Origin of the sequence: Coleofasciculus sp. A1-SPW-01 (genome assembly GCF_040217205.1) — a bacterium.
In the GTDB taxonomy this organism is placed as follows: domain Bacteria; phylum Cyanobacteriota; class Cyanobacteriia; order Cyanobacteriales; family Coleofasciculaceae; genus Coleofasciculus; species Coleofasciculus chthonoplastes_A.
Window position 1 is genome coordinate 14391 of record NZ_JAVJNP010000103.1, and the last position, 20232, is coordinate 34622.

The following is a 20232-nucleotide window of genomic DNA, read 5'->3' on the forward strand; positions in this document are numbered from 1 at the left end:
CTCTAGCCTTGCTAAAACATGATACCAAATCTACCTTTGTAACCCCCTTTATACCTTGAGTCCTGTTGCCCATTGCCTATTGCCCATTGCCTAGCGCGTAGCGCTATATTGGGCAATGGACACGAATATGGTCTAATCTGGGTTTGGCAATTTGTAAAAAATGTTGAGGAGAGAAACTTGGAGCGGACATTTTTGATGATTAAGCCAGATGGCGTTCAGCGTAATCTGGTGGGTGAAATTATCCAACGGCTGGAAACAAAAGGCTTTACCCTGGTGGGACTTAAGCTGATGAGTGTTAGCCGGGAATTGGCTGAACAACATTATGCGGTTCACAAAGACAAGGGGTTTTTTGCTGGACTGATTGAATTTATCACCTCTGGTCCCGTTGTGGCAATGGTTTGGGAAGGGGAGGGAATTATCGCCTCCGCCCGGAAAATCATTGGTGCAACCAATCCCCTCAGCGCTGAACCGGGAACGATTCGGGGTGATTTTGGCGTTACCGTTGGTCGCAATCTGATTCATGGTTCCGATGGGTCAGATACGGCTAAAGAGGAAATTAAACTCTGGTTTAAGGATGAAGAACTGGTAAGTTGGCAACCAACCATCAATCCTTGGATTTACGAATAAGGATTTGATCCGTTTATTGTTTGTCGGGGTACGATAAACCAACAATAACGGTAATAGGACTTACGCACAGTTCCATGTAGGGTGGGCATTGCCCACCTTATCAATAAGCGGTTCATCATTTAAACGTTATTGTCAATAATAGGGAAATTCTTGTAGATGGATCAGGGTTTGCCTATCAGGGATTGGCTTAATGATTGTTATTTGTCTGATGGGTCAGGATTAGGGTAGAGACATTTCCTGGAATCTGTCTATAGGGTTGATTGGCGAGACGGGAAAGTGACAGGTGTCTGCCAATCAACGGGGGGTGAGGGTTGGCTGAAGGATATGGCTAACACCATACCCGAAAGAATTAAGAATATGAGCCAGGATTTGCGGCGTTGGCGTTCATCGGATTGCGTCTGTTCATCCATTAGCCAATTCCACAGTAGAAAGCAAAGACTGACGCCGGGTTCCAGGTTGGATTTGAACAACCAGCCGATGAGATTAGGAATTAGGAATTCGGCTAATAGCCAGAGTTTCTTTTTCCAGGTTTTTGATGTTGGGGATTTCATGGCTTGACCTCGTTAATTTTGGGGTTATGAGGTCTAGTGTGGCAACGGGAAAAATAAATTGAAAACTGGAAGTAGGTAGTTAGAAAAAGTTATTTGATTGATTGGTGTGGTGATAACTTGCAGTTAATTGTCTGCAAATAGGGGTAAATGGTTTATAAATAGAGGGAAATAATCGGAAATAGGTGGAAATAGTAGGTTTTATTTTTTAGGGTATTTCTACTGACAATTTACATCGGTTTTGCTACGTTAAATGGAGGGGCGCAAGGCTTGCTATCTAGGTTAAGTTAAGCCAGCCCTCACCCCCAGCCCCTCTCCCAAGCTTGGGAGAGGGGAGCAAGAGGGAAGCAAGAGGGGAGCAAGAGGGGAACAAGAGGGGAACAAAAAGGGAGCAAGTAGCTAACTTTTCACGGTATGTGACACAAGGAAAGGAGGTAAGTTTTGACCCTTTGCTTCGTTCAAGGAAACCTGGTTTTGAGTGAAAGATTGTGTAGGGGCGGGTTTCAATAAGCTGTTCGGCATTTAAACCTTAATATCAATAACGGCGAAAGCCTTGTAGTGCGAGCATCTTGCTCGCTACTAATACCCAATTTAAATGCATGATAGCTTACTATCTTTTGGGTTGCATCCAGATGTGACTAAACCCGCCCCGATTCAGGTTTCTAGACTTCTCCTAAAAACTTAGGCTTTGAAGGGAGACGGGAGGGGGATAAAAGCGGGTTAGCGGATGAGGGTGAAAATGTCAAAAACCGAGACTTAACAATATGAATTACAATCAAAACTTTCTGGACGATATCAACCAGCAGTTGTTTCCACGAGATATTACTGATAAACATGTCAGAGAACGCATTTTCTTTCCGCTGCGGTTTCAGCGTCGGGAGTCTCAGCCGCTTCATGTAGAAATTGCTAAACAAATGAGTCAGACAGAACCGTTACAGGGGGTTAATTGTCAAACCTCAATTAATACAACGGTACAAAATGTAATTCGGCGGCTGGTGGAAGTGTTTGGTGAAGAAATGGCAAACGATGGCGTGAATACAGCGCCGTTAATTCAGCGACAACGGGGTAAAAAGGGCGCGTGGGAGGTGGTTTATCAGTGGTTATGGGAGGATAAGTTTCCCCGATGGCAATTGGATTGGATTTGGCAGGGGTTGGTAAAGCTGGCGGATTCTCCAGCAGATTGGATTCGATTTACTCCGGTTAATCGGGGGGATAGAAAATTAGTGGTTCCTGTGGGGAAGACGCGAGAACAACCTGTGATTGGTTTGAATATTCCTTCAATGATGCATATTGATTTAGAGTGTGATGCGGGACATTTATTATTACTGAATCGCGGTAGTGAGAGTCAGTATGTAATGTGTCCATCAGCGGCGTTTGCGCCAAGGAATCGACTCACGGGAGAAACAATTCTTATGCCTCAGCTTGGGGCAATTTGTGAACAGGATAAAATTAGGTTTGATAGTCCGGGAAAAGAAGAGTTTCTGGGGATTGTGGTGAATCGCTGGTTAGAGTTTCCCTGGTTAAAACCGAATGAAGCGGAACCTGCACCAATTTGGAATACTGAACGGTTGCATCAATTGTGGGTTAGTTTGGAAGCAGAGGAAAAGTGGCGGGGGTTTTATCAAGCGTTTGACGTGGTGGAGGTGTAGATCCCCCCAACCCCCTTTAAAAAGGGGGGCTTGAATATCTCTCTCCTGGAAAACAGGGATTCAATTTATCGAACTTGGAAAAGGGAGGGCTTGATACCAAATTGCAGTCTAATATAGAACTTTATTTTCGCCCATCTCCCCCTCTCTCTATCTATTCTATCTGTTATATTGGAACGCAAATTGGTATGAATATCTCCCCCCTTTTAAAGGGGGGCAGGGGGGGATAAACGACTAAACCTTAATCGTTTCTGTTCAATATTTCGTTTATGTAAACGCGGTGAATACCGAGGATAAATCCCAATGGACGAACAAGAAATTGCTGCTTATGTTGCCGTGAATTGGTTACTATTGTTAGCGGCAAAACTAGCGGAAATGCTGGGAAGTTACTCAACCTCGGTAACACCCGAAGACTATCTCGAATTCTTGAGATCTGTATTGCAGTCAGTGGCAACTGACCCTCGTCCTCAGTCACTATATCCTCTGCTACAAAATAATCTGAATAAGCTGGATGGAAAATTCGCCCATATATTAACAGCGTGGGCAAATAAAACCTTAACCGAAGTTGAAATAGAAACTGCTAAATTCATCGCTGCTACTATTGGAAATTTCAGCATTTTGATACAAGAGTTTCCGTTGGGTAATATCGCAAGTAACAAAGAAATTGCTATGGCTGGCTATCAAGCCGTTGCTACCGTTTTTACCCAGTCAAACTTTCCTCAAGATTGGGCAATGACTCAAAACAATCTGGGGAATGCTTATTTATATAGAATACACGGGGATAGGGCTGAGAATCTTGAAGTTGCGATCGCACATTATTATAAGGTTTTACTTGTCTATACCCAGTCGGACTTTCCCCAACAATGGGCAGGTACTCAAAACAATCTGGCGATTGCCTACAGTGATAGAATACGCGGGGATAAGGCTGAGAATCTAGAAGTTGCGCTCATACATTATAATAACGCCTTACTTGTCCTTACTCAGTCAGACTTTCCCCAAGATTGGGCAATGACTCAAAACAATCTAGCGACTGCCTACTTACACAGAATACGCGGGAATAGGGCAGAGAATCTAGAAGCTGCGCTCTCACATTATTATAAGGTTTTACTTGTCTATACCCAGTCAGACTTTCCCCAACAATGGGCAGCTACTCAAAACAATCTGGCTAATGCCTACAGTGATAGAATACGTGGGGATAGGGCTGAGAATTTAGAAGTTGCGCTTATACATTATCATCAGGCTTTACTTGTCCGTACCCAGTCAGACTTTCCCCAAGATTGGGCAACTACTCAGAACAATCTAGCTATTGCCTATAGAAATAGAATACGCGGGGATAGGGCTGAGAATTTAGAAAAAGCTATCACCCATTATCATAACGCCTTACTTGTCCGTACTCAGTCAGACTTTCCCCAAGATTGGGCAATGACTCAAAACAATCTAGCTATTGCCTACAGTGATAGAATACGCGGGAATAGGGCTGAGAATCTTGAAGTTGCGATCGCACATTATCATCAGGCTTTACTTGTCCTTACTCAGTCAGACTTTCCCCAAGATTGGGCAATGACTCAAAACAATCTAGCGGCTGCCTACAGTGATAGAATACGGGGGGATAGGGTAGAGAATCTTGAAGCCGCGATCGCACATTATCATCAGGCTTTACTTGTCTATACCCAGTCAGACTTTCCCCAAGATTGGGCAATGACTCAAAACAATCTGGCTTGTGTCTATTATCGTAGAATAGGTGGGGATAGGGCTGAAAATCTAGAAGTTGCGATCGCCCATTGTAATAACGCTTTACTTGTCCGTACCCAGTCAGATTTCCCCCAACAATGGGCAACCACTCAAAACAATCTGGCGGCTGCCTACAGTAATAGAATACGCGGGGATAGGGCTGAGAATCTAGAAGCCGCGATTGTCCATGATCATAACGCTTTACTTGTCTGTACTCCAGAAAACTACCCGATTGATTGCTTGCAAACTAGCCGAAGTTTAGCCAACCTCGCCTGGGATAATCACGATTTTAACTTGGCGATTCAAAGCTACGAACTAGCGATCAAAGCCGTAGAACAAAGTCGTAACTGGGTGATAGATGAAGAACGCCGCCAAGAGATACTCAGGGAGTCAATTTATGTGTACGAAAGAATCATCCAAGCTTATCTGAATATCGGTGAAATTGGCAAAGCTTTAGAATATACCGAACGCTTCCGTTGTCAACGCTTAGTTGAATTGATGGCGAGTGATGTGCTTAACCCAGGGGGAGAAATTACGCCAGAAGTCCAAGAATTGTTAATCGACTATGAGGAACTGCACCAGCGGATTAATAGCCTACGGTTTAGTTCTCAAACAGAAGCGACGCCAGTATTAACCGGGAGTCGCCGATTACCGGATGGGGATGAATTAGCAGCACACCAAGCAGAAATTCAGAAATTAGAGGAACAAAAACAACAGGTTTGGAAACAACTGCGCCGTTATGATCCCGTATTAGCGGGGCAAATTCAGGTGGAACATCTGAATTTAGACCAGATGCAGGAGTTAATACCAAATGACACTACTGCCCTGCTGAGTTTTTATACTACGGTTGAAGATACCCATATTTTTATCCTGCTTAAGGATCAGAGTCCACAAGTTTATACCTGTAAGGGACAGGGACTTGAAACCTTCCAGAAGTGGATAGGTGAGAACTGGTTTATTCCCTATATTGGGGCAAATTCAGAATGGCGAGAAAACATGGTATCATTTCTGCAAGAACTTGCCCAGCGTTTGCAGTTAAAGGATTTGATTTCTCAGTATCTCACCGGAATTGAGGAATTAATTATTGTGCCATATTTGTGGCTACATCAAATGCCCTTTGCCGCGTTACCGATTGATGGGATAGAGACGTTCTACCGGAAGGAGGAAAATTCAAAGCCTCTCTCCTTGCAGGAGAGAGGTTTGGAGAGAGGTTTTCTAAATCCCGTGAAAAGTAAAGGAAATGGAGAAACACGGGGGTTAGTGACTGGCAAAAAATCTCAACCCAAAGTAACCGTAACTCCCACCGCCTACTTAGGCGATTTATTCCGGATTCGCATTGTACCAAGCTGCCAAATTCTCTACTATTGCCAGCAACGCCCGCCAATCCCAAATCAGCCGACAATGGGTATTGTTGAAGATGCGACAGAAGACTTACTTTTCAGCCGCTACGAATGCGAAACCCTAGCCCAATCCTACGGCGTTTCTGCTGACAAACGCCTGCAAGGGCGCAAGGCGACAGTAACCGAATACAAAACCCTAGCGTCACAGGTGCAAGTTCTCCACTCTAGCCATCATGCCACATCGAATCCGGCACAACCTCTAAATTCTTATTTAGTATTAGGGGATGGTTCTCTAACCTTGAGTCAACTCATCAGCCCTGGTTGGCGAATGCCCAATTTATCTGATGTATTTGCCTGCTGCTGTGAGGTCAATTTTAGTCTCAACAAAGTTACCGATGATTTACTCAGTTTAGCCACCGGATTTCTCTGTGCTGGAGCCAGGAGTGTGGTGAGTACCCAGTGGTCGGTAGAGGACTTAGCCAGCGCCCTGTTAGCGATTTTTTACTACAATTTTCGTCAGGCGGGGATGAGCCGTTCTCAGGCGTTACAGCAGGGGCAGATTAAACTGCGGAATTTAACCGGAGAGGACTTTGCCAGGAATTATAAAGGGGAGATGGGCAAGTCGTTGCAACAGCAGTATGATCAGGCGATGACTCGGCGGAATCATGCCAACGTTAAGGGTGATGTAGATGAGTGCCAGAAGTGGCAGAAATTAGCGGATAAGATTCAGGTACAACAGCAGCGTTTGCAGTTGTTGGCGAAAGAGAAACAGCCTTTTTCTCATCCCTATTATTGGGCTGGTTTTGTTTCTCAGGGATTGGCTTAAGGATGGTCATTGGTCATTGGTTATAATTAGGGTCTGCTGAATACTTGGGGCTTTTTTTGTCCAAAGTCCAACTTTATGGTTGAGAGATAAAATCAAGACACGAGGCATCTTGGTTGCCAATTGGCGATTCTCATCGACTATGACTCCCAACCGTTTTGTGTTCCATCTCAAAGTTCAGCGCGTCGAACAGGCTTGTCTGTTTGAGTTGTCCTGGGGACGAGGACAACAAATTGGGGTGACTGTACCCTATCCGGAAACCCTAACCACACTGTATCAGGAGTGGAGTAAGGTTTATCTGAGTTTCTATAAGCAAGCGCTACGAGGGCGGGTGTCTCAGATGGGGAACTTGAGCAAACCCCCCATCGATTGGCACGCTAAACTGGTTCAAGCTGAGGCAAAATTACTCTACGAGTTTCATCAATGGTTGCGGCGAGGGGAGTTGTTTGAACTTCGTTCTCGTATCGTTCAGGCGGTTCGAGATCAGGGGATGAAAGATACTACCCCGATTATCGAAATCTTTATCACCTGTAATCCCCTAGAACTCGCCCGATTACCCTGGGAAGCGTGGGAAATTGGTACCGAGTTTGCGGCACCCTCTCAAATTCATATCTTGCGGACACCTCTGACGATTCAAGGGACAACGGTGACACCGAGGCGGCGGCGACGGGCGCGGGTTTTGGTGATTTGGGGAGATGATACCGGATTAAATTTTAACGCGGATCAAGAGGCGGTGCGATCGCTCTCTGGAATTGCTGAGGTTGTGTTTGTCGGTTGGCAACCGGGACAGGAAACGGATGCATTAAAAACGGAAATTGTCAAGCAAATTACCGATACACAAGGCTGGGATATCTTATTTTTCGCAGGTCATAGTAATGAAACCATATTAACTGGCGGAGAGTTTGCGATCGCGCCAGGAGTGTCTCTGAATTTCAGTGAAATCGCCACCCCTCTGAAAATCGCCAAAGAACGCGGCTTACAGTTTGCCCTGTTTAACTCCTGTAATGGACTCAGTTTAGCCAATTCCCTGATTGATTTGGGCTTTCCCCAGGTGGCGGTGATGCGAGAACCGATTCACAATCAAGTCGCCCAAGAATTCCTGGTGCAGTTTCTGCAACGGTTAGCCCAGTTTCATGATGTGCAAGACTCCCTGCGGGAAGCCTGTCAGTATCTCAAATTAGAAAAGCATCTCACCTATCCCAGCGCTTATCTGGTTCCCTCCCTATTTCGCCATCCTGACGCCCCCCCATTTCGCCTAGAACCCACAGGCTGGAAGCAACAGGTTAAGCGTTGGTTACCGACGAAACCCGAAGCGATCGCACTTTTGGTTCTCATGTTTCTTAGTTTACGCCCTGGGGTGCAAGATTTCCTCATGGAACGGCGGGTTTGGATGCAGTCGGTTTATCGGAATATTACTGAACAGATTCCTACAGAGAAATCTCCCCCTGTTCTCTTAGTGCATATTGATCGCGAGTCTCTCATCCACGCTAATATTGATGCACGACGAATTAATCCCATTGACCGCACCTATTTAGCTCGTCTCATTGATCAGCTTACCGCCTTAGATGCCAAAGTGATTGGCTTAGATTATCTCCTGGATAGTCCCACCGATGAAGATGAGGTTCTGGCGCAGTCTATTCAGCAATCCATTGACAAAAAACAAACCTGGTTAGTCTTTGCTTCGGCAAAAACTGGGAACGAAGAACTAGGAATCATTGATAGTCTCGCCCATCCTAATTGGAGTTTAGAGGCTTATATTAATGCGCCGCTTTGGTATACCAAACTTCTCTCCCCTAATGCCAATTGTGCCGATAGTTGTTCCTTTGCCTATTTATTAGCCCTCGCCCACGCCGCTAATCAAACACCTGAACCGAATTTACCCCAACCGCAGCGATTAACTGAGACGGATTCATCGGCAGATTTCCGCACCCGATTTATTCACTATTTAGACAACAATCCTGCACCCAATCCCCTCACGGAATTTTTGCATCCGTTGCGTCTTCCTGCAATTACGAACCCATCGCGAAATTTCCAACAGCTTTGGTTATACCCAATTATTGATTTTTCCATTCCCCCCGATTATGCGTATCAAACAATTGCCGCTTGGGAGTTACTAGAAAATAGCGGTAATGCACCAACAGCGGCACAATTAAACCAGCAAGTTGTCCTGATTGCGGCGGGCGGATATGACCAAGCTGGAGTAACTGATGGAGGGAGTGATAACTTTCCCATTCCTATGGCTGTAGACTATTGGCGATCGCAAAATCCGCAACTGAATTATCCGCCTGTATATACAGGGGGTGAATCTCATGCCTATACCATGCACCATTTATTAAGCCAGCGATTAGTAATTCCAATACCAGATTTATGGATGGTTGGTATTGCAGCATTTCTCGGTAAAGGAATGGTATTACTCATCAGTGAACGCCGACAAATTCGGACAGGACAAGGGTTGCTACTATTAACCAGTGCCACCGCTATTTATGGAATCATTAGCTTACAGGTTTATATTTCCGCCGCCCTATTGGTTCCCTTGGTTTTACCATCGGTTACAATTTGGATTTACGCACTACCTATTTTTTGGAGACGATTGAATAGTGAATCTTAGCAGAATACAGTGTTTATTTCTGACAACTTGTCTCGTTTTATCTTCGGCAAAGCTGGCGCTAACTGCCCCGATTCATCCCGATGTATCCTGGAGAACCATTCGCCGTGACTTGTTAAATCGCAAAGAAGATCCGCCCTTAGGCTCACGACCCGTTGAACTTTGCCTAATTACACCAGAATACCACAGAAATTCAGTCACACTTTGGCAGAATCGCCCATTATTTGTTTGGCAAGGAAAAATCGGTGGAATTGGTATTCGTCAGGCAAATAGTGAGCAGATAATCTGGCGTCAACCCATTGCAGCCAGTGAGACAGAAAGCGTGAATCGTGTGGCTTATACAGGAGATCCATTAGAACCTGGTCAAACCTACCACTGGGTCATTTTTGATCAGGCAGACGATAGCCAACCTATACGATTTATACCCTTTACCGTCCTCAATGGCAAACAGCGCGATCGCATTCGGGTGCGATTGATTATTTTAGCCGCACAATTGAAGGAAAAAGGGGCAACGACTGAAGAAATGGCATTAGAACGAGCCAATTATTTTAGCAAACAACAACTTTGGTCAGATGCGCTGCAAGAAGTCTATCGGGTAGATGATCCCTCTGCTGAACTTCGGGATATGATCGGGGAAATTTCCACTCAATTGTGTTCATAAGTTCCGTGAACAGATCAATAAGGAAACTCGTACTTAAACGCCTCTGAACCCTGATAACCCGAAATATCTGCCAATCGTTCTAAGGGTTGCACCCCGGAATAAAACTGTCCCTTAATTTCCCAGGTGGGAACCCCTTTAATATTGGCAGCTTTACAGCGTTCGGGTTGGGCATTCTTGCCACGAGGATGGCATTCTATGTAATCAATTTGATTAAATGCCGCTTGACCAAAAAGTTGTTTTTGTTCGTGACAATGAGGGCAAGTAAATGCACCATACATCTTTGCCCCTACAGTGTCCAAATGACGTGCTAACCTGAGTTCAGCCGCACCGGAGATATGGGTAATGGGTGGACTGGATTCTCCTGTATTAGCGCTAGCGCTAGGAACCTGAGTATAGACTCCCACTATCCCCGTGAACGTGATCAAACCAACAGCCAATCCTGTCAGCGTGACTTGTCCAATATCTTGCCAATCATGACCGATGGTAGTCCACAGAAATAGGATTAAGGACAACAGCGCCGAGGCGATGCAGTAGGGACAAATTCCCTTGACAATAAACAGCATCACGACCATCAGATAGCCGCTACTCACCAGCATACAGGTGGTAATTGCCAGCATAACTAGCCAACTGGATTGCACCCACTCGGATGGCAAGGATTTAATAGCTAAGGGTGCTAGGGAAACCCCTAACAAAGTGGTATAGCCAAGAAACCCAAAGAGGGGGAGAGGGAGTCCAAAAACCTGGGCGTAAGGACTTTCTAGCACCGCCTGACAGCCATGAGTGGGACAAATCTCCGCCGCTTTTCCTAACCATTCAACCACCGTGAGGAATGCTGTCTCCAGCATTCCCAAAACCGCGATCGCTCCAATCCAATATCGGTTTGTTAGTTGTCCTGTGTCATTCGTCATTTGTCAAGGAATAGGGAATGGGGAATAGGGAATTTAATCAATCAGAATATCTTCTTGTTGATTATCTTCTACTGGAGGATGCTGCCATTCAATATTTGGCATGGATTCAAATGCCCGCCGTAACGAATCTTCCCACAATTTGCGAATCTTTGCCAGATAGGGATCACCTAAGCGCAGTTGCAGTTTCTGGCGAGCCATAAATGTGCCAGCTTCATACATGACCAAGTTAATCGGAGGTCCGACTGAAATATTCGATTTCATGGTTGAATCGATAGACAGCAAAGCGCACTTGGCAACCGCCTCTAGGGGCATATCATAAGTAAGAGTTCGGTCGAGAATGGGTTTGCCATACTTGGTTTCGCCAATTTGCAAAAACGGCGTTTCCAGCGTGGCTTGAATAAAATTCCCTTGGGTGTAAATCAGATAGAGTTGTGGTGCTTCGCCGCGAATTTGACCCCCGACTAACAAGCTACAGTGAAAATCAATGCGATCGCGTTCTAACCAAGGACGGTCTTGATCTTGAATTTGTCGCAGTTTGCTGCCAATATAACGAGTCACCTCATACATATTCGGGAGGGAGTGGATATTCAGTTCTTCCTGACTTTGTAGATCCCGATGTAACCGATTGATCACCCCTTGGGTAATCGAAAGGTTTCCCGATGTACATATAACAATCGCTCGTTCTCCTGGCAGGGAAAAATCAAAAAGCTTATTGTAAGTAGAAATATAGTCTACCCCGGCATTGGTGCGAGAGTCTGCCGCTAAGACTATACCAAAACGGTTAATAATACCCAGACAGTAAGTCATTGCCAAATTACGTCCTCATGAATTCGACTGAGAACCCGATGTAAACACCAGGGTTCACCCGCATTCGCCAATTGATGGCACGGCGTAGACTGATGTTGCCTGGACTGGATTAGCGAATTGTCCCTTTGGTAAGGTTTTATACTACTCCTACGCATCTTCATTGGTATATTTACAAGTCCTCTAATTCCAGCGTAATCCTCCTGAGGGACTTCTGGAACAAAAAATTGGTCATTCGTCATTCGTCATTTGTCTTATGTCTTATGTCTTATGTCTTATGTAAAGTCGGGGCGGGTTTAGTTAAATCTGGGTGTAACCAAAAAGATAGTAGTGAAACCCGCCCCTACAGAATCCCCCTGATCTGACACCTATCTCCCAGACGTGCCATGGCACGTCTCTACATTGCTCCCTATCTCCTCAATTACCAGGCTGAGAGGCTAACGCCGCCGACTGACAAGTACCTGGTACAGGGGATTGAGTATTTACCTCCACCTGTTTATATCCGGCTGTCGTCAACAACTGACTCACAACCAGTTCGGCGCGTTCGTTGGCTTTTTTTAAGACCCCTTGCTCACAAGCATTGAAGACAATTTTCTTCAACGTCTCTTGTTGCGCCAACATCTGTAACTGGGGTGCTGTATCGGGACCTAATCCCAAGAATCCGCGATCGTAGTCATACACCTGTGACCGATTCACGTCAATTTTGCTATCTAAAATTTTGGGGGGTGGTAGTTGAAGTTGCAGCGTATCATTGACAGTTTGCACATTTTCTGGTTTGAGTTCTGCCAAATCGACACCAGCCCGCACCTCACCATAAGCAATATAAAGGAGTGTGGTTTCTGCGATCGGATACCCTGCTAAAGTCCGAGCTTGACGAGTCGGAACCACCGCCTCCATCGTAAACACCGCCGTGGTTAAGTCGCTAGCCTCCCGCACTTGCTGGACAATCAAGGAGCGCACATCAACTTCAGGTGCGGGTTGAGGGGTGCTAAATAGCGTCGTCACTTGTCCCAGAAAACGAGACCCAGTTCGCCATACCCCAATGCCAAAAATCAAGGCGACAACTACCGTAGCGCCTGTAGTCATTAGCATCAGGTTTCTCAGTATCCCGAACTTATGGGGACTAATCTGATATTTGTCAAACGGATTATTCATCGCACTGCTCCTTCAACCGGGCTGTCTGGGTGTCTCTAAGTATAAGATTAGCGCTTTGGCAGAAGAACGTAGCCCCTACAATTGGATAAAGGCGGGTTGTGGTGAACAATTATTGGCGGGTAAGCTAGCGTTAATGTCTAAACCCACCCCTACAATTGATTCTAAAACCACGCCTACGATTGACTTCTTTAGCTAAACAAGGGTTGTCGCCATGGGTTTCAGATTCATTAAACCAGTTCAACGAGTCCTACTGAGTACAGCGTTACTTTCTCTGGGATTCTGGAGTTCCCCGGTATACGCTCAAGCCTCTGATGCTCAAGTTTCAGCGCTTGTGGAAGCCCTGCGACTAGCCGCACCGCAAACGGGAAGGGCAGATGATGGACTCTATAGCGACTGGCAAATTAAACCAGGTAACATTCCCCGATGGTCAAAGCAATGTATTGGACGGGAACTTTCACCAACCGATTTTGAAGCGAGTCCGGTTACAGCGCGGGCTATTTTGGTTTGCGTGATGCGGGATGTATTGAATGAGCAGTATCGCGCCAGTAATAATAATGAGTCGGTGGCAATACAACGGGCTGCGGCTTGGTGGATGACTGGGGATGGGAGCCAATATAATAGCATTCCTGAAAACTCTTACACCTACACTTACATTCAGAATGTGCTGAAAAATTACCAACAGCAACGCCGCAATCCCCAAGCGCAACAACCTGCAACTCCCGCCCAACCCACCCCGACTCCCTCGGCGGCAAAACCAGCATCGTCTGCTCAACCGACGGAAAATCAATCGTCAGCCGCCTCTCAGCCTCAAGCCGCCGCCCGTTCCTCCGCCAATAACGCGATTTCTGATACAAAAGTCGCTGCTTTAGTGGAAGCATTACGACGCGCCGCACCGCAAACGGGAATCGAAAATGATGGACTTTACAGTGATTGGCAAATTAAACCAGAAAATATTCCTCGTTGGTCAAATCAATGTATTGGAGAGGAATTAACACCCGCCGATTTTGCAGCGAGTCCGGCGACTGCCCGTACTATTTTAGTTTGTGTGATGGGAGATGTGTTTAATGAACAGTATCAGGCGAGTGGTAACAATGAGACAGTAGCGGTACAGCGAGCGGCGGCTTGGTGGATGACGGGTGATCCCCAGCAATATAATCAGGGTTCCACGGCGGATTATACTCAACGAGTTTTGAATTTTTATCGGCAATCTTTTTTGAAGTTATTCCCCCATTTGTAAGTAATAAGTTGTTCGGCATTTAAACCGTCATGTCAATAATGACGAAATCCTTGTAATGCGTTTAGCGAAGCCATGCCGCAGGCTTTGCATCTTGCTCGCTACTAATACCCAATTTAAATGCATTACAGTTTACCAAGTTGCATTCAAAGATATAACTTTCCCTTCCCCTGCTTCCCCTGCTTTTCCTATCTACTATGTTTGAGCGCAACTCGGTATACAGCTCTTTGCGCTGTAATAAAGTACAGTAGATCAAAGTCCCCCTTTTTAAGGGGGATTTAGGGGGATCGACAATGTACCGCATAGCAGAGCAAACTGCTGTAATATGCCTAGAGCGTCAGTCCACTAATAGTAAAAAGCCTGATTTTCCGTTGAGAATGAGCGCCAGAATAACCGTTTTGCGTTATAGCTGAGATTACTGCACTGGCGCTCTAGCGACCAAGATGGTCGCACTACCCATAAGGTTTTCGCAATGCTTGACAATAAAGTTTAAATGCCGAACAGCTTAAGGCGCGATCGCCTTCCCAGCTACAATACACATGAAATGATTCGATGTTACTTGCGAACTTTAATTATTAGGTGGCGAATTTTAATTATTAGGTGGCGAGCAAGATGCTCGCACTCCTTCAAAATATCTCCCAAAAGAAAGGATAATCCTCCGGAGTTTTTGACAATCCTGCCTTAACCGGATTTTGTCTAATATACTCCCATGCCTGATCGAATTCCTTTTCATCCTTCATCAGCTTATCATATCTTCCATCTTGCCAAACTTTCCCAATATGTTTCATGACTTTGGGAATTTGTTTGGCGCTATAACTTTTGATACTATGCAAAATACTGCCAATTGACCAAAACTCTGTTTCAGTTTTGAGGAAAGGTCGAATCAGTAGATGTACGTGGTCTGGCATAATAACCCCAGTAAATATCTGATATCGTTGATTGTGGAAGAATTGGCAAGCCTCTAGCACAACCTGGCGAGCTTTTGGGGTTAGTTCTAGTCGTTCCCAGGTCACAAAAGTAATGAAGTATCTGCCTTTTGCTATTTCTAATCGGTGGATTGGTTTTTTGAATTTCATTGTATTTCCCTGTTGTTATATTAGCCCGTAGTGCGAGCGTCTCGCTCGCTATGGGAATATAGAATTCTCGCTCGCTATGGGAATATAGGATTCTCGCTCGCTACGGGAATATAGAATTCTCGCTCGCTATGGGAATATAGAATTCTCGCTCGCTATGGGAATATAGAATTCTCGCTCGCTATGGGAATATAGGATTCTCGCTCGCTACGGGAATATAGGATTCTCGCTCGCTACGGGAATATAGGATAAATATGATTTAAAATTTTATTATAACGGGATTAAAAGCTGTCACGCATTTAAATTGGAAATGATATCAATTTCGTTTTTATACTCATCCTAATATCACGTATTTAAATTGAAAATAAAACCTTACACTTTTACCTAAAAAGCAGCATCTCCCTCATTTCCCTCATCTCCTTCATCTTCCCCTAACCAATTATTCAGCAGACCCTACTTAGCGAGCAAGATGCTCGCACTACAACAACTACGAACAATAACTGGAATTTCGTGAATTTCGCAACGGACTTTTGCCGCAAACAAGTCTACCGAAAGTACCCCTTTTTTCAAAGGCTCTCTTTATTTTTAGTCCGCACTCGCTGATACACTTGTTCCATTGCCTCAATAAACGAACTATCCTTATGCCAAAAGGGAGGAACGTCTCCGGCTTTTTTAATCAAAATGGCGGGAATATTCGCCGTTGTATCCACCTCCACCATTGAGGGTAATCGTTTCTCTCCTAACCAGAACTCCTTCTGATTCACAGATGATGGTGGTGGCATTTTTTCTGGCTGGGTATAGTAAGATTGGGCAGGTTCTAGGGCGGCTTCCTGATCCTGTAAGGCTTGGGATAACACTTGACCTAGGGGGGATTTAGCCAGTTCTTGCTGTAGCTTTTCTGGCGATAAACCTCTGAGTTCAAAGAGTAAAAATGGGTTGGCGTCTAATTCGTTGGCGACTAAGTAATACACCCCGGCGATATGTTTACAGGGATTTGACCAGTCGGGACAAGAACAATGAGTATTAAAGTCAGAACGGCTTTTGGGTAATAACTGAAGGTTGACATCAGCAAATGCCTCTTCAATATTATCTGGCATCTCATTCATGAGTAGTTTAGAGACAAAACTTGCCTTAGATGACAAATTCGCGATCGCCTTTGACCAAGATGCTGCTGAAATGGGTTTTATTTCAATGGTTGTGGTGTACAAGGGTTCGTTATAAACGCCAAAATAGGGATTAATTGAACCCCTAACTTTTGCGGTTATTTTACCCTGAATAATTTTATACTCCTTAATCTTCCCCCCACTGGCATAAGAACGCCCTCGTCCCAGTCTACCTGAGTCGGTAAAGGATTCTAAGGCATCAATAAAACGTTTGCCCCACCAGGTTCGGCTGAATTTAGACATTTTGCATGACTCCTCAGTTTAATAGCACTTGTAGGGTAATCATTACCCACCAAAATTTACTCAAATTTCCACTCCTAACTTTATAAAATAGCGGCTTTATTCAAAGCAATCAACTGTTTAAACCGTTCATTATCTAGTTCCGTCAACCATGACTCATCCGCCCCGACAATCGCCCCCGACAATTTTTTCTTCTCTTCAATCATCTGGTCAATCCGTTCTTCTAACGTGCCTAATGCCACGAATTTATGCACAAAAACATTTTTCTTTTGACCAATCCGAAAGGCGCGGTCAGTGGCTTGGTCTTCGACGGCGGGGTTCCACCAACGGTCAAAATGGAATACATGATTGGCTTTGGTTAAGGTGATGCCGACACCCCCGGCTTTCAGGGATAAAATAAACGCCGAGGGTTCAGTATCAGGGTCTTGAAACGCCGTAATCATTTGCTCCCGTTTTGCCCGACTGATGCCGCCATGAATATAATAGGTGTTGTAATGTAAGGTCTGTTTCAGATAGTGTGTTAGGGCGCTACCAATGTCCGTAAATTGGGTGAAAATCAGCAAACTTTCCCCTTCTGCATTCACTTCTTCAATCATTTCTAGCAGGCGTTCTAATTTATGCGATCGCGTTGGCGAGAATTCGCTGTTATCTTGGAGAAACTGGGCGGGATGATTGCAGACTTGTTTGAGTTTCATTAGGGTTGACAAAATTAACCCTTTGCGGTTTATTCCTTCAGCGTCTTCCAGTTTTGCTTCCACATCTTTGACGACGGCTTCATACAACGAGGCTTGTTCTTGGGTAAGCTGGCAATACTGTTTATGTTCAACTTTATCCGGTAAATCTTTAATAATCTGTTTATCTGTCTTCACCCGTCGCAGAATCAACGGTTGGACTAACTGCTTTAACACCGTCGATTGTCTGCGGTTATTGTCTTTTTGAATCGGAAGTTCAAAAGCTTTGCGAAACTGGGCTTGTTTGCCTAAATAGCCGGGATTGAGAAAGTTGAAAATTGACCAAAGGTCTAATAAACGGTTTTCTATTGGGGTTCCAGTTAACGCCACACGATGATGGGCGGGTAATTTGAGAATGGCTTTAGTTTGGGCGGCTTTGGGATTTTTAATGTTTTGGGCTTCGTCGAGAACTAAACGGTGCCAGGTTACACGTTTAAACAGTTTTTCGTCTTTGCGGGCGAGGGTGAATGAGGTAATAATGACATCAAGGCTTTGGCTAGCTGATTTAAACTCCTTTTCGGTTTTAATTCGGTTACTCCCATGATGCACCAAGGTACGCAAATGAGGAGCAAATTTTTCAATCTCTTTTTGCCAATTCCCCACCACAGAAGTTGGCGCAATTAACAGAGTAGGAGATACCGCAGACTCGGTTTCCCGTTCCTTGACTAACTGGGCAATAATCTGAATCGACTTACCCAAGCCCATATCATCGGCTAGACAGCCATTGAGTCCCAATTGTTCTAAATATTGTAGCCACGATACACCGCGTTTTTGATACTCCCTTAAGGTTCCTTTTAATTGGGCGGGATTGTCAATCGGTTCCAGTCGGCTGGGGTTATTCAAGCACGCCATCATTTGACCTAAGATAGCATCATGTTCGACTTCTATCTCTGTATCAGCTTCGCTGGTTTTCTTGAGCAACTCCAGCAGTGTCATTTCTGCTGTTTCTTCCTGGTGGGATTGCCAAAAGTCCAGCATTTGCTGCATCTTATTTTTATCCAGTTCAATCCACTGACCTCGAAACTGGACTAAGGGCGTTTTTGCCGCCACTAACTGCTGCCATTCTTTAGGCGTAATTACTTGACCACCAATGGAGAGTTGGTAGTGATATTGAATAATTGTATCTAGATTAAAATAACCCTTACTCGCCGCTTTTGCAGACTGAGAGGTTTTCGGGGAAGCCTTGAGGCGCAGCTTGGCACGTTGACGTCCGGCGGGAGTCCACCAAGCGGGAATAATGACTTTATATCCGGCATCTTCTAGCACCCACGCTTGTTCTTTGAGAAACGTGAATGCTTCCGCTAAGGTAAGGTTTAACCCCGTAGGTTGGTCAGTTTCCAAGCCGCGCCAAATTTGTGGATAGATACGGGCAGCATAACCGAGATTTAAGAGTAAGGTTTTCTCGAAATCTTGACCAAATTGTTGATGAACTGTGGCTTTCTTTTTTTTAGTTAGAGTCCAATACTCGGCAACTGCCAGTTTCAGGGAGGGATCTTTTTTAGAGGCAACAATAAACTGAATCTGCCAGGAGTCGGAAGACTCCGCCGCTGGGTCTTCTAATTGAAAACAAAGATGGAAGGTGGAGGTATCAGATCCTCCCCGAATCTGTTGTTTCCAACTTGACCATTGTTTATAGAGGTCTAAGGCAGGTTCAGGGGCTTGTGCTAGGGGAGTTTGTGAGGAATAGAGGCAATCGGTAATCAGAGAATGATTAATTCTTTTATCCAAAACAGCCGGGATTGGGGTATTGGTGACAATTTCCGTCAGCAAACATTCAGAAAAATGCCGCAGTAACGTTTCTTTGGCGTAAAATTCGATAGGTTTGGGGGGACTGGCGTAACCGGATACACAGGCAAGGGGCATATAATCTTGATAATAGTCAATCGTCTCTTCATAGTGATCCGATATAATTTGCCAAGCTGGATAAAGTTCAAATAACTGAGTTTTGGCGCTGCGTTTCCGTTTGCTTTTGGGTGGGGGTAATTCCCTGTATTTAAGCGCTGGAATATATTGGTCTTTGAGGATAATCTGTTTAAAAGATTGGGTGTAGTGATACCAAAACAGTAAATCAGACCCCAGTTGCAGTTCTGCGGGATTGTAGAGGGCAATAAAATGCAGGTCATTTAAGCATTTAATCACGGGGGCGATTGCACCAGATTTACGTCCAGATGTTTGGTAAACTGGGCTAATCTGATAACAATCAATCATCCAGATATGCCACTCCACAGATTCTGGCAATTCAATTTCCAGATAGCGGCTTAATTCCGGTGATGGAAGCGGTTGTCCTTGAGTTGTGGGCAGAATAAAGTATTGGGGGGTAATCTGATCCTGAATCTGGCTAGATGACGTTGGGGAAACGCCAAGTTCATTCACCAGAAGGTTGGCTAAATCCGCTTGGGTTAATTGAGCCGGATGCGTATTGCGGTGGGCAGTTTTCTGGGGAGAAGGGGTATCCGTTTCCACCCACAGATAAAACGCGCCCGTTTGGATGAATGCGTCAGAGGGTTGGGGAATCCAGGTGCCATGGAGAATTTTCATGACGAGATGCTGACTGGGTTAGGTTGTAGCGTAACGGTTGAGGGAATGATACCAAATTGGGAGCGGTATTATCAATAAACAGTATTAAAAATAATGGCACTGAAATGAGCATTAGGAAATCGTCAGCCCACATTCCGCACTTCAACTTCGCACTTCTTCACAATCTACGTAAGTTGGAACACCAGGGGGTAAGGGGCGAAAGGGGTCAAAGGCATTAAAAATTCGTTTTAATGTCTGGAAATCGTTCCTGGTTGGTCATTTGTTTTATGTCATTGATGCTGTTCGTCTAACTTATCACGGATTAATTTCGCTCAACACATCGCGAATAAACACAATGTAGCGCACTTCATCATGTTCTCCTTTAGGGTTCGTTCGTAGTCGGGGCTTTAGCCCCTGATCCGATGA

The 20232-nt window shown here is 45.0% G+C and carries 14 protein-coding genes; 7 read left to right on the forward strand and 7 right to left on the reverse strand.

What is annotated here, in order from left to right; translation table 11 throughout:
- Nucleotides 1-177: 177 nt before the first annotated feature.
- Nucleotides 178-627 (forward strand): nucleoside-diphosphate kinase, encoded by a 450-nt coding sequence (gene ndk, locus RH949_RS15790; protein ID WP_006100767.1) that lies wholly within the window; start codon nucleotides 178-180, stop codon nucleotides 625-627.
- Between the two features lie 248 nt (nucleotides 628-875).
- On the opposite strand, the gene RH949_RS15795 is transcribed toward ndk, so the two are convergent.
- Entirely contained in the window at nucleotides 876-1178 is a 303-nt protein-coding gene (locus RH949_RS15795; RefSeq protein WP_446354394.1) for a hypothetical protein, read from the reverse strand.
- Between the two features lie 761 nt (nucleotides 1179-1939).
- Between RH949_RS15795 and RH949_RS15800 the strand changes: the two genes are divergently transcribed.
- The 4 genes from RH949_RS15800 to RH949_RS15815 all read left to right on the forward strand — a co-directional run bounded on the left by RH949_RS15800 (nucleotide 1940) and on the right by RH949_RS15815 (nucleotide 9981).
- Nucleotides 1940-2824: a hypothetical protein gene (locus RH949_RS15800; protein WP_446354395.1), complete on the forward strand. Its 885-nt coding sequence runs from the start codon at nucleotides 1940-1942 to the stop codon at nucleotides 2822-2824.
- Between the two features lie 300 nt (nucleotides 2825-3124).
- A complete protein-coding gene (locus RH949_RS15805) occupies nucleotides 3125-6718 on the forward strand; it encodes a CHAT domain-containing protein (RefSeq protein WP_446354397.1) in 3594 nt (1197 codons plus the stop codon).
- 139 nt (nucleotides 6719-6857) lie between these two features.
- Entirely contained in the window at nucleotides 6858-9323 is a 2466-nt protein-coding gene (locus tag RH949_RS15810; protein ID WP_446354399.1) for a CHASE2 domain-containing protein, read from the forward strand.
- Nucleotides 9313-9981, forward strand: a complete 669-nt coding sequence (locus tag RH949_RS15815; RefSeq protein WP_446354401.1) for a hypothetical protein — start codon at nucleotides 9313-9315, stop codon at nucleotides 9979-9981. Before RH949_RS15810 ends, RH949_RS15815 begins: the two co-directional genes overlap by 11 nt.
- Nucleotides 9982-9995: 14 nt before the next feature.
- Here the strand turns inward: RH949_RS15815 and RH949_RS15820 are convergent, their stop codons facing one another.
- From RH949_RS15820 to RH949_RS15830, 3 genes are all read right to left on the reverse strand, one after another.
- A complete protein-coding gene (locus tag RH949_RS15820; protein WP_446354403.1) occupies nucleotides 9996-10889 on the reverse strand; it encodes a vitamin K epoxide reductase family protein in 894 nt (297 codons plus the stop codon).
- Between the two features lie 33 nt (nucleotides 10890-10922).
- Complete coding sequence (locus tag RH949_RS15825) at nucleotides 10923-11696, reverse strand: proteasome-type protease (RefSeq protein WP_006100827.1); 774 nt, start codon at nucleotides 11694-11696, stop codon at nucleotides 10923-10925.
- A 414-nt stretch (nucleotides 11697-12110) separates the two neighbouring features.
- Nucleotides 12111-12785, reverse strand: coding sequence for a DUF4230 domain-containing protein (locus RH949_RS15830; protein WP_446354405.1), 675 nt, complete (start codon nucleotides 12783-12785; stop codon nucleotides 12111-12113).
- Between the two features lie 43 nt (nucleotides 12786-12828).
- Here RH949_RS15830 and RH949_RS15835 point away from each other — a divergent pair, with 43 nt between their 5' ends.
- Nucleotides 12829-13044: a hypothetical protein gene (locus tag RH949_RS15835; protein ID WP_157453157.1), complete on the forward strand. Its 216-nt coding sequence runs from the start codon at nucleotides 12829-12831 to the stop codon at nucleotides 13042-13044.
- A 15-nt stretch (nucleotides 13045-13059) separates the two neighbouring features.
- On the forward strand, nucleotides 13060-14085 hold the full coding sequence (locus RH949_RS15840; protein WP_446354407.1) for a hypothetical protein: 1026 nt from the start codon (nucleotides 13060-13062) through the stop codon (nucleotides 14083-14085).
- Nucleotides 14086-14708: 623 nt separating this feature from the next.
- Here the strand turns inward: RH949_RS15840 and RH949_RS15845 are convergent.
- The 3 genes from RH949_RS15845 to RH949_RS15855 form a co-directional block, all read right to left on the reverse strand.
- Nucleotides 14709-15158 carry an REP-associated tyrosine transposase gene (locus RH949_RS15845; RefSeq protein WP_446354409.1) on the reverse strand — a complete coding sequence of 150 codons (450 nt, stop codon included), beginning with the start codon at nucleotides 15156-15158 and terminating at the stop codon, nucleotides 14709-14711.
- 563 nt (nucleotides 15159-15721) lie between these two features.
- A complete protein-coding gene (locus RH949_RS15850; protein ID WP_446354411.1) occupies nucleotides 15722-16561 on the reverse strand; it encodes an SWIM zinc finger family protein in 840 nt (279 codons plus the stop codon).
- Nucleotides 16562-16641: 80 nt separating this feature from the next.
- A complete protein-coding gene (locus tag RH949_RS15855) occupies nucleotides 16642-19827 on the reverse strand; it encodes a DEAD/DEAH box helicase (RefSeq protein WP_446354413.1) in 3186 nt (1061 codons plus the stop codon).
- Nucleotides 19828-20232 lie beyond the last annotated feature (405 nt).

Coding starts and splice junctions, on each gene's coding strand:
- RH949_RS15795 (WP_446354394.1), bottom strand. CDS start 1,178: ATGAAATCCCCAACATCAAAAACCTGGAAAAAGAAACTCTGGCTATTA.
- RH949_RS15800 (WP_446354395.1), top strand. CDS start 1,940: ATGAATTACAATCAAAACTTTCTGGACGATATCAACCAGCAGTTGTTT.
- RH949_RS15805 (WP_446354397.1), top strand. CDS start 3,125: ATGGACGAACAAGAAATTGCTGCTTATGTTGCCGTGAATTGGTTACTA.
- RH949_RS15810 (WP_446354399.1), top strand. CDS start 6,858: ATGACTCCCAACCGTTTTGTGTTCCATCTCAAAGTTCAGCGCGTCGAA.
- RH949_RS15820 (WP_446354403.1), bottom strand. CDS start 10,889: ATGACGAATGACACAGGACAACTAACAAACCGATATTGGATTGGAGCG.
- RH949_RS15825 (WP_006100827.1), bottom strand. CDS start 11,696: ATGACTTACTGTCTGGGTATTATTAACCGTTTTGGTATAGTCTTAGCG.
- RH949_RS15830 (WP_446354405.1), bottom strand. CDS start 12,785: ATGCTAATGACTACAGGCGCTACGGTAGTTGTCGCCTTGATTTTTGGC.
- RH949_RS15840 (WP_446354407.1), top strand. CDS start 13,060: ATGGGTTTCAGATTCATTAAACCAGTTCAACGAGTCCTACTGAGTACA.
- RH949_RS15845 (WP_446354409.1), bottom strand. CDS start 15,158: ATGAAATTCAAAAAACCAATCCACCGATTAGAAATAGCAAAAGGCAGA.
- RH949_RS15850 (WP_446354411.1), bottom strand. CDS start 16,561: ATGTCTAAATTCAGCCGAACCTGGTGGGGCAAACGTTTTATTGATGCC.
- RH949_RS15855 (WP_446354413.1), bottom strand. CDS start 19,827: ATGAAAATTCTCCATGGCACCTGGATTCCCCAACCCTCTGACGCATTC.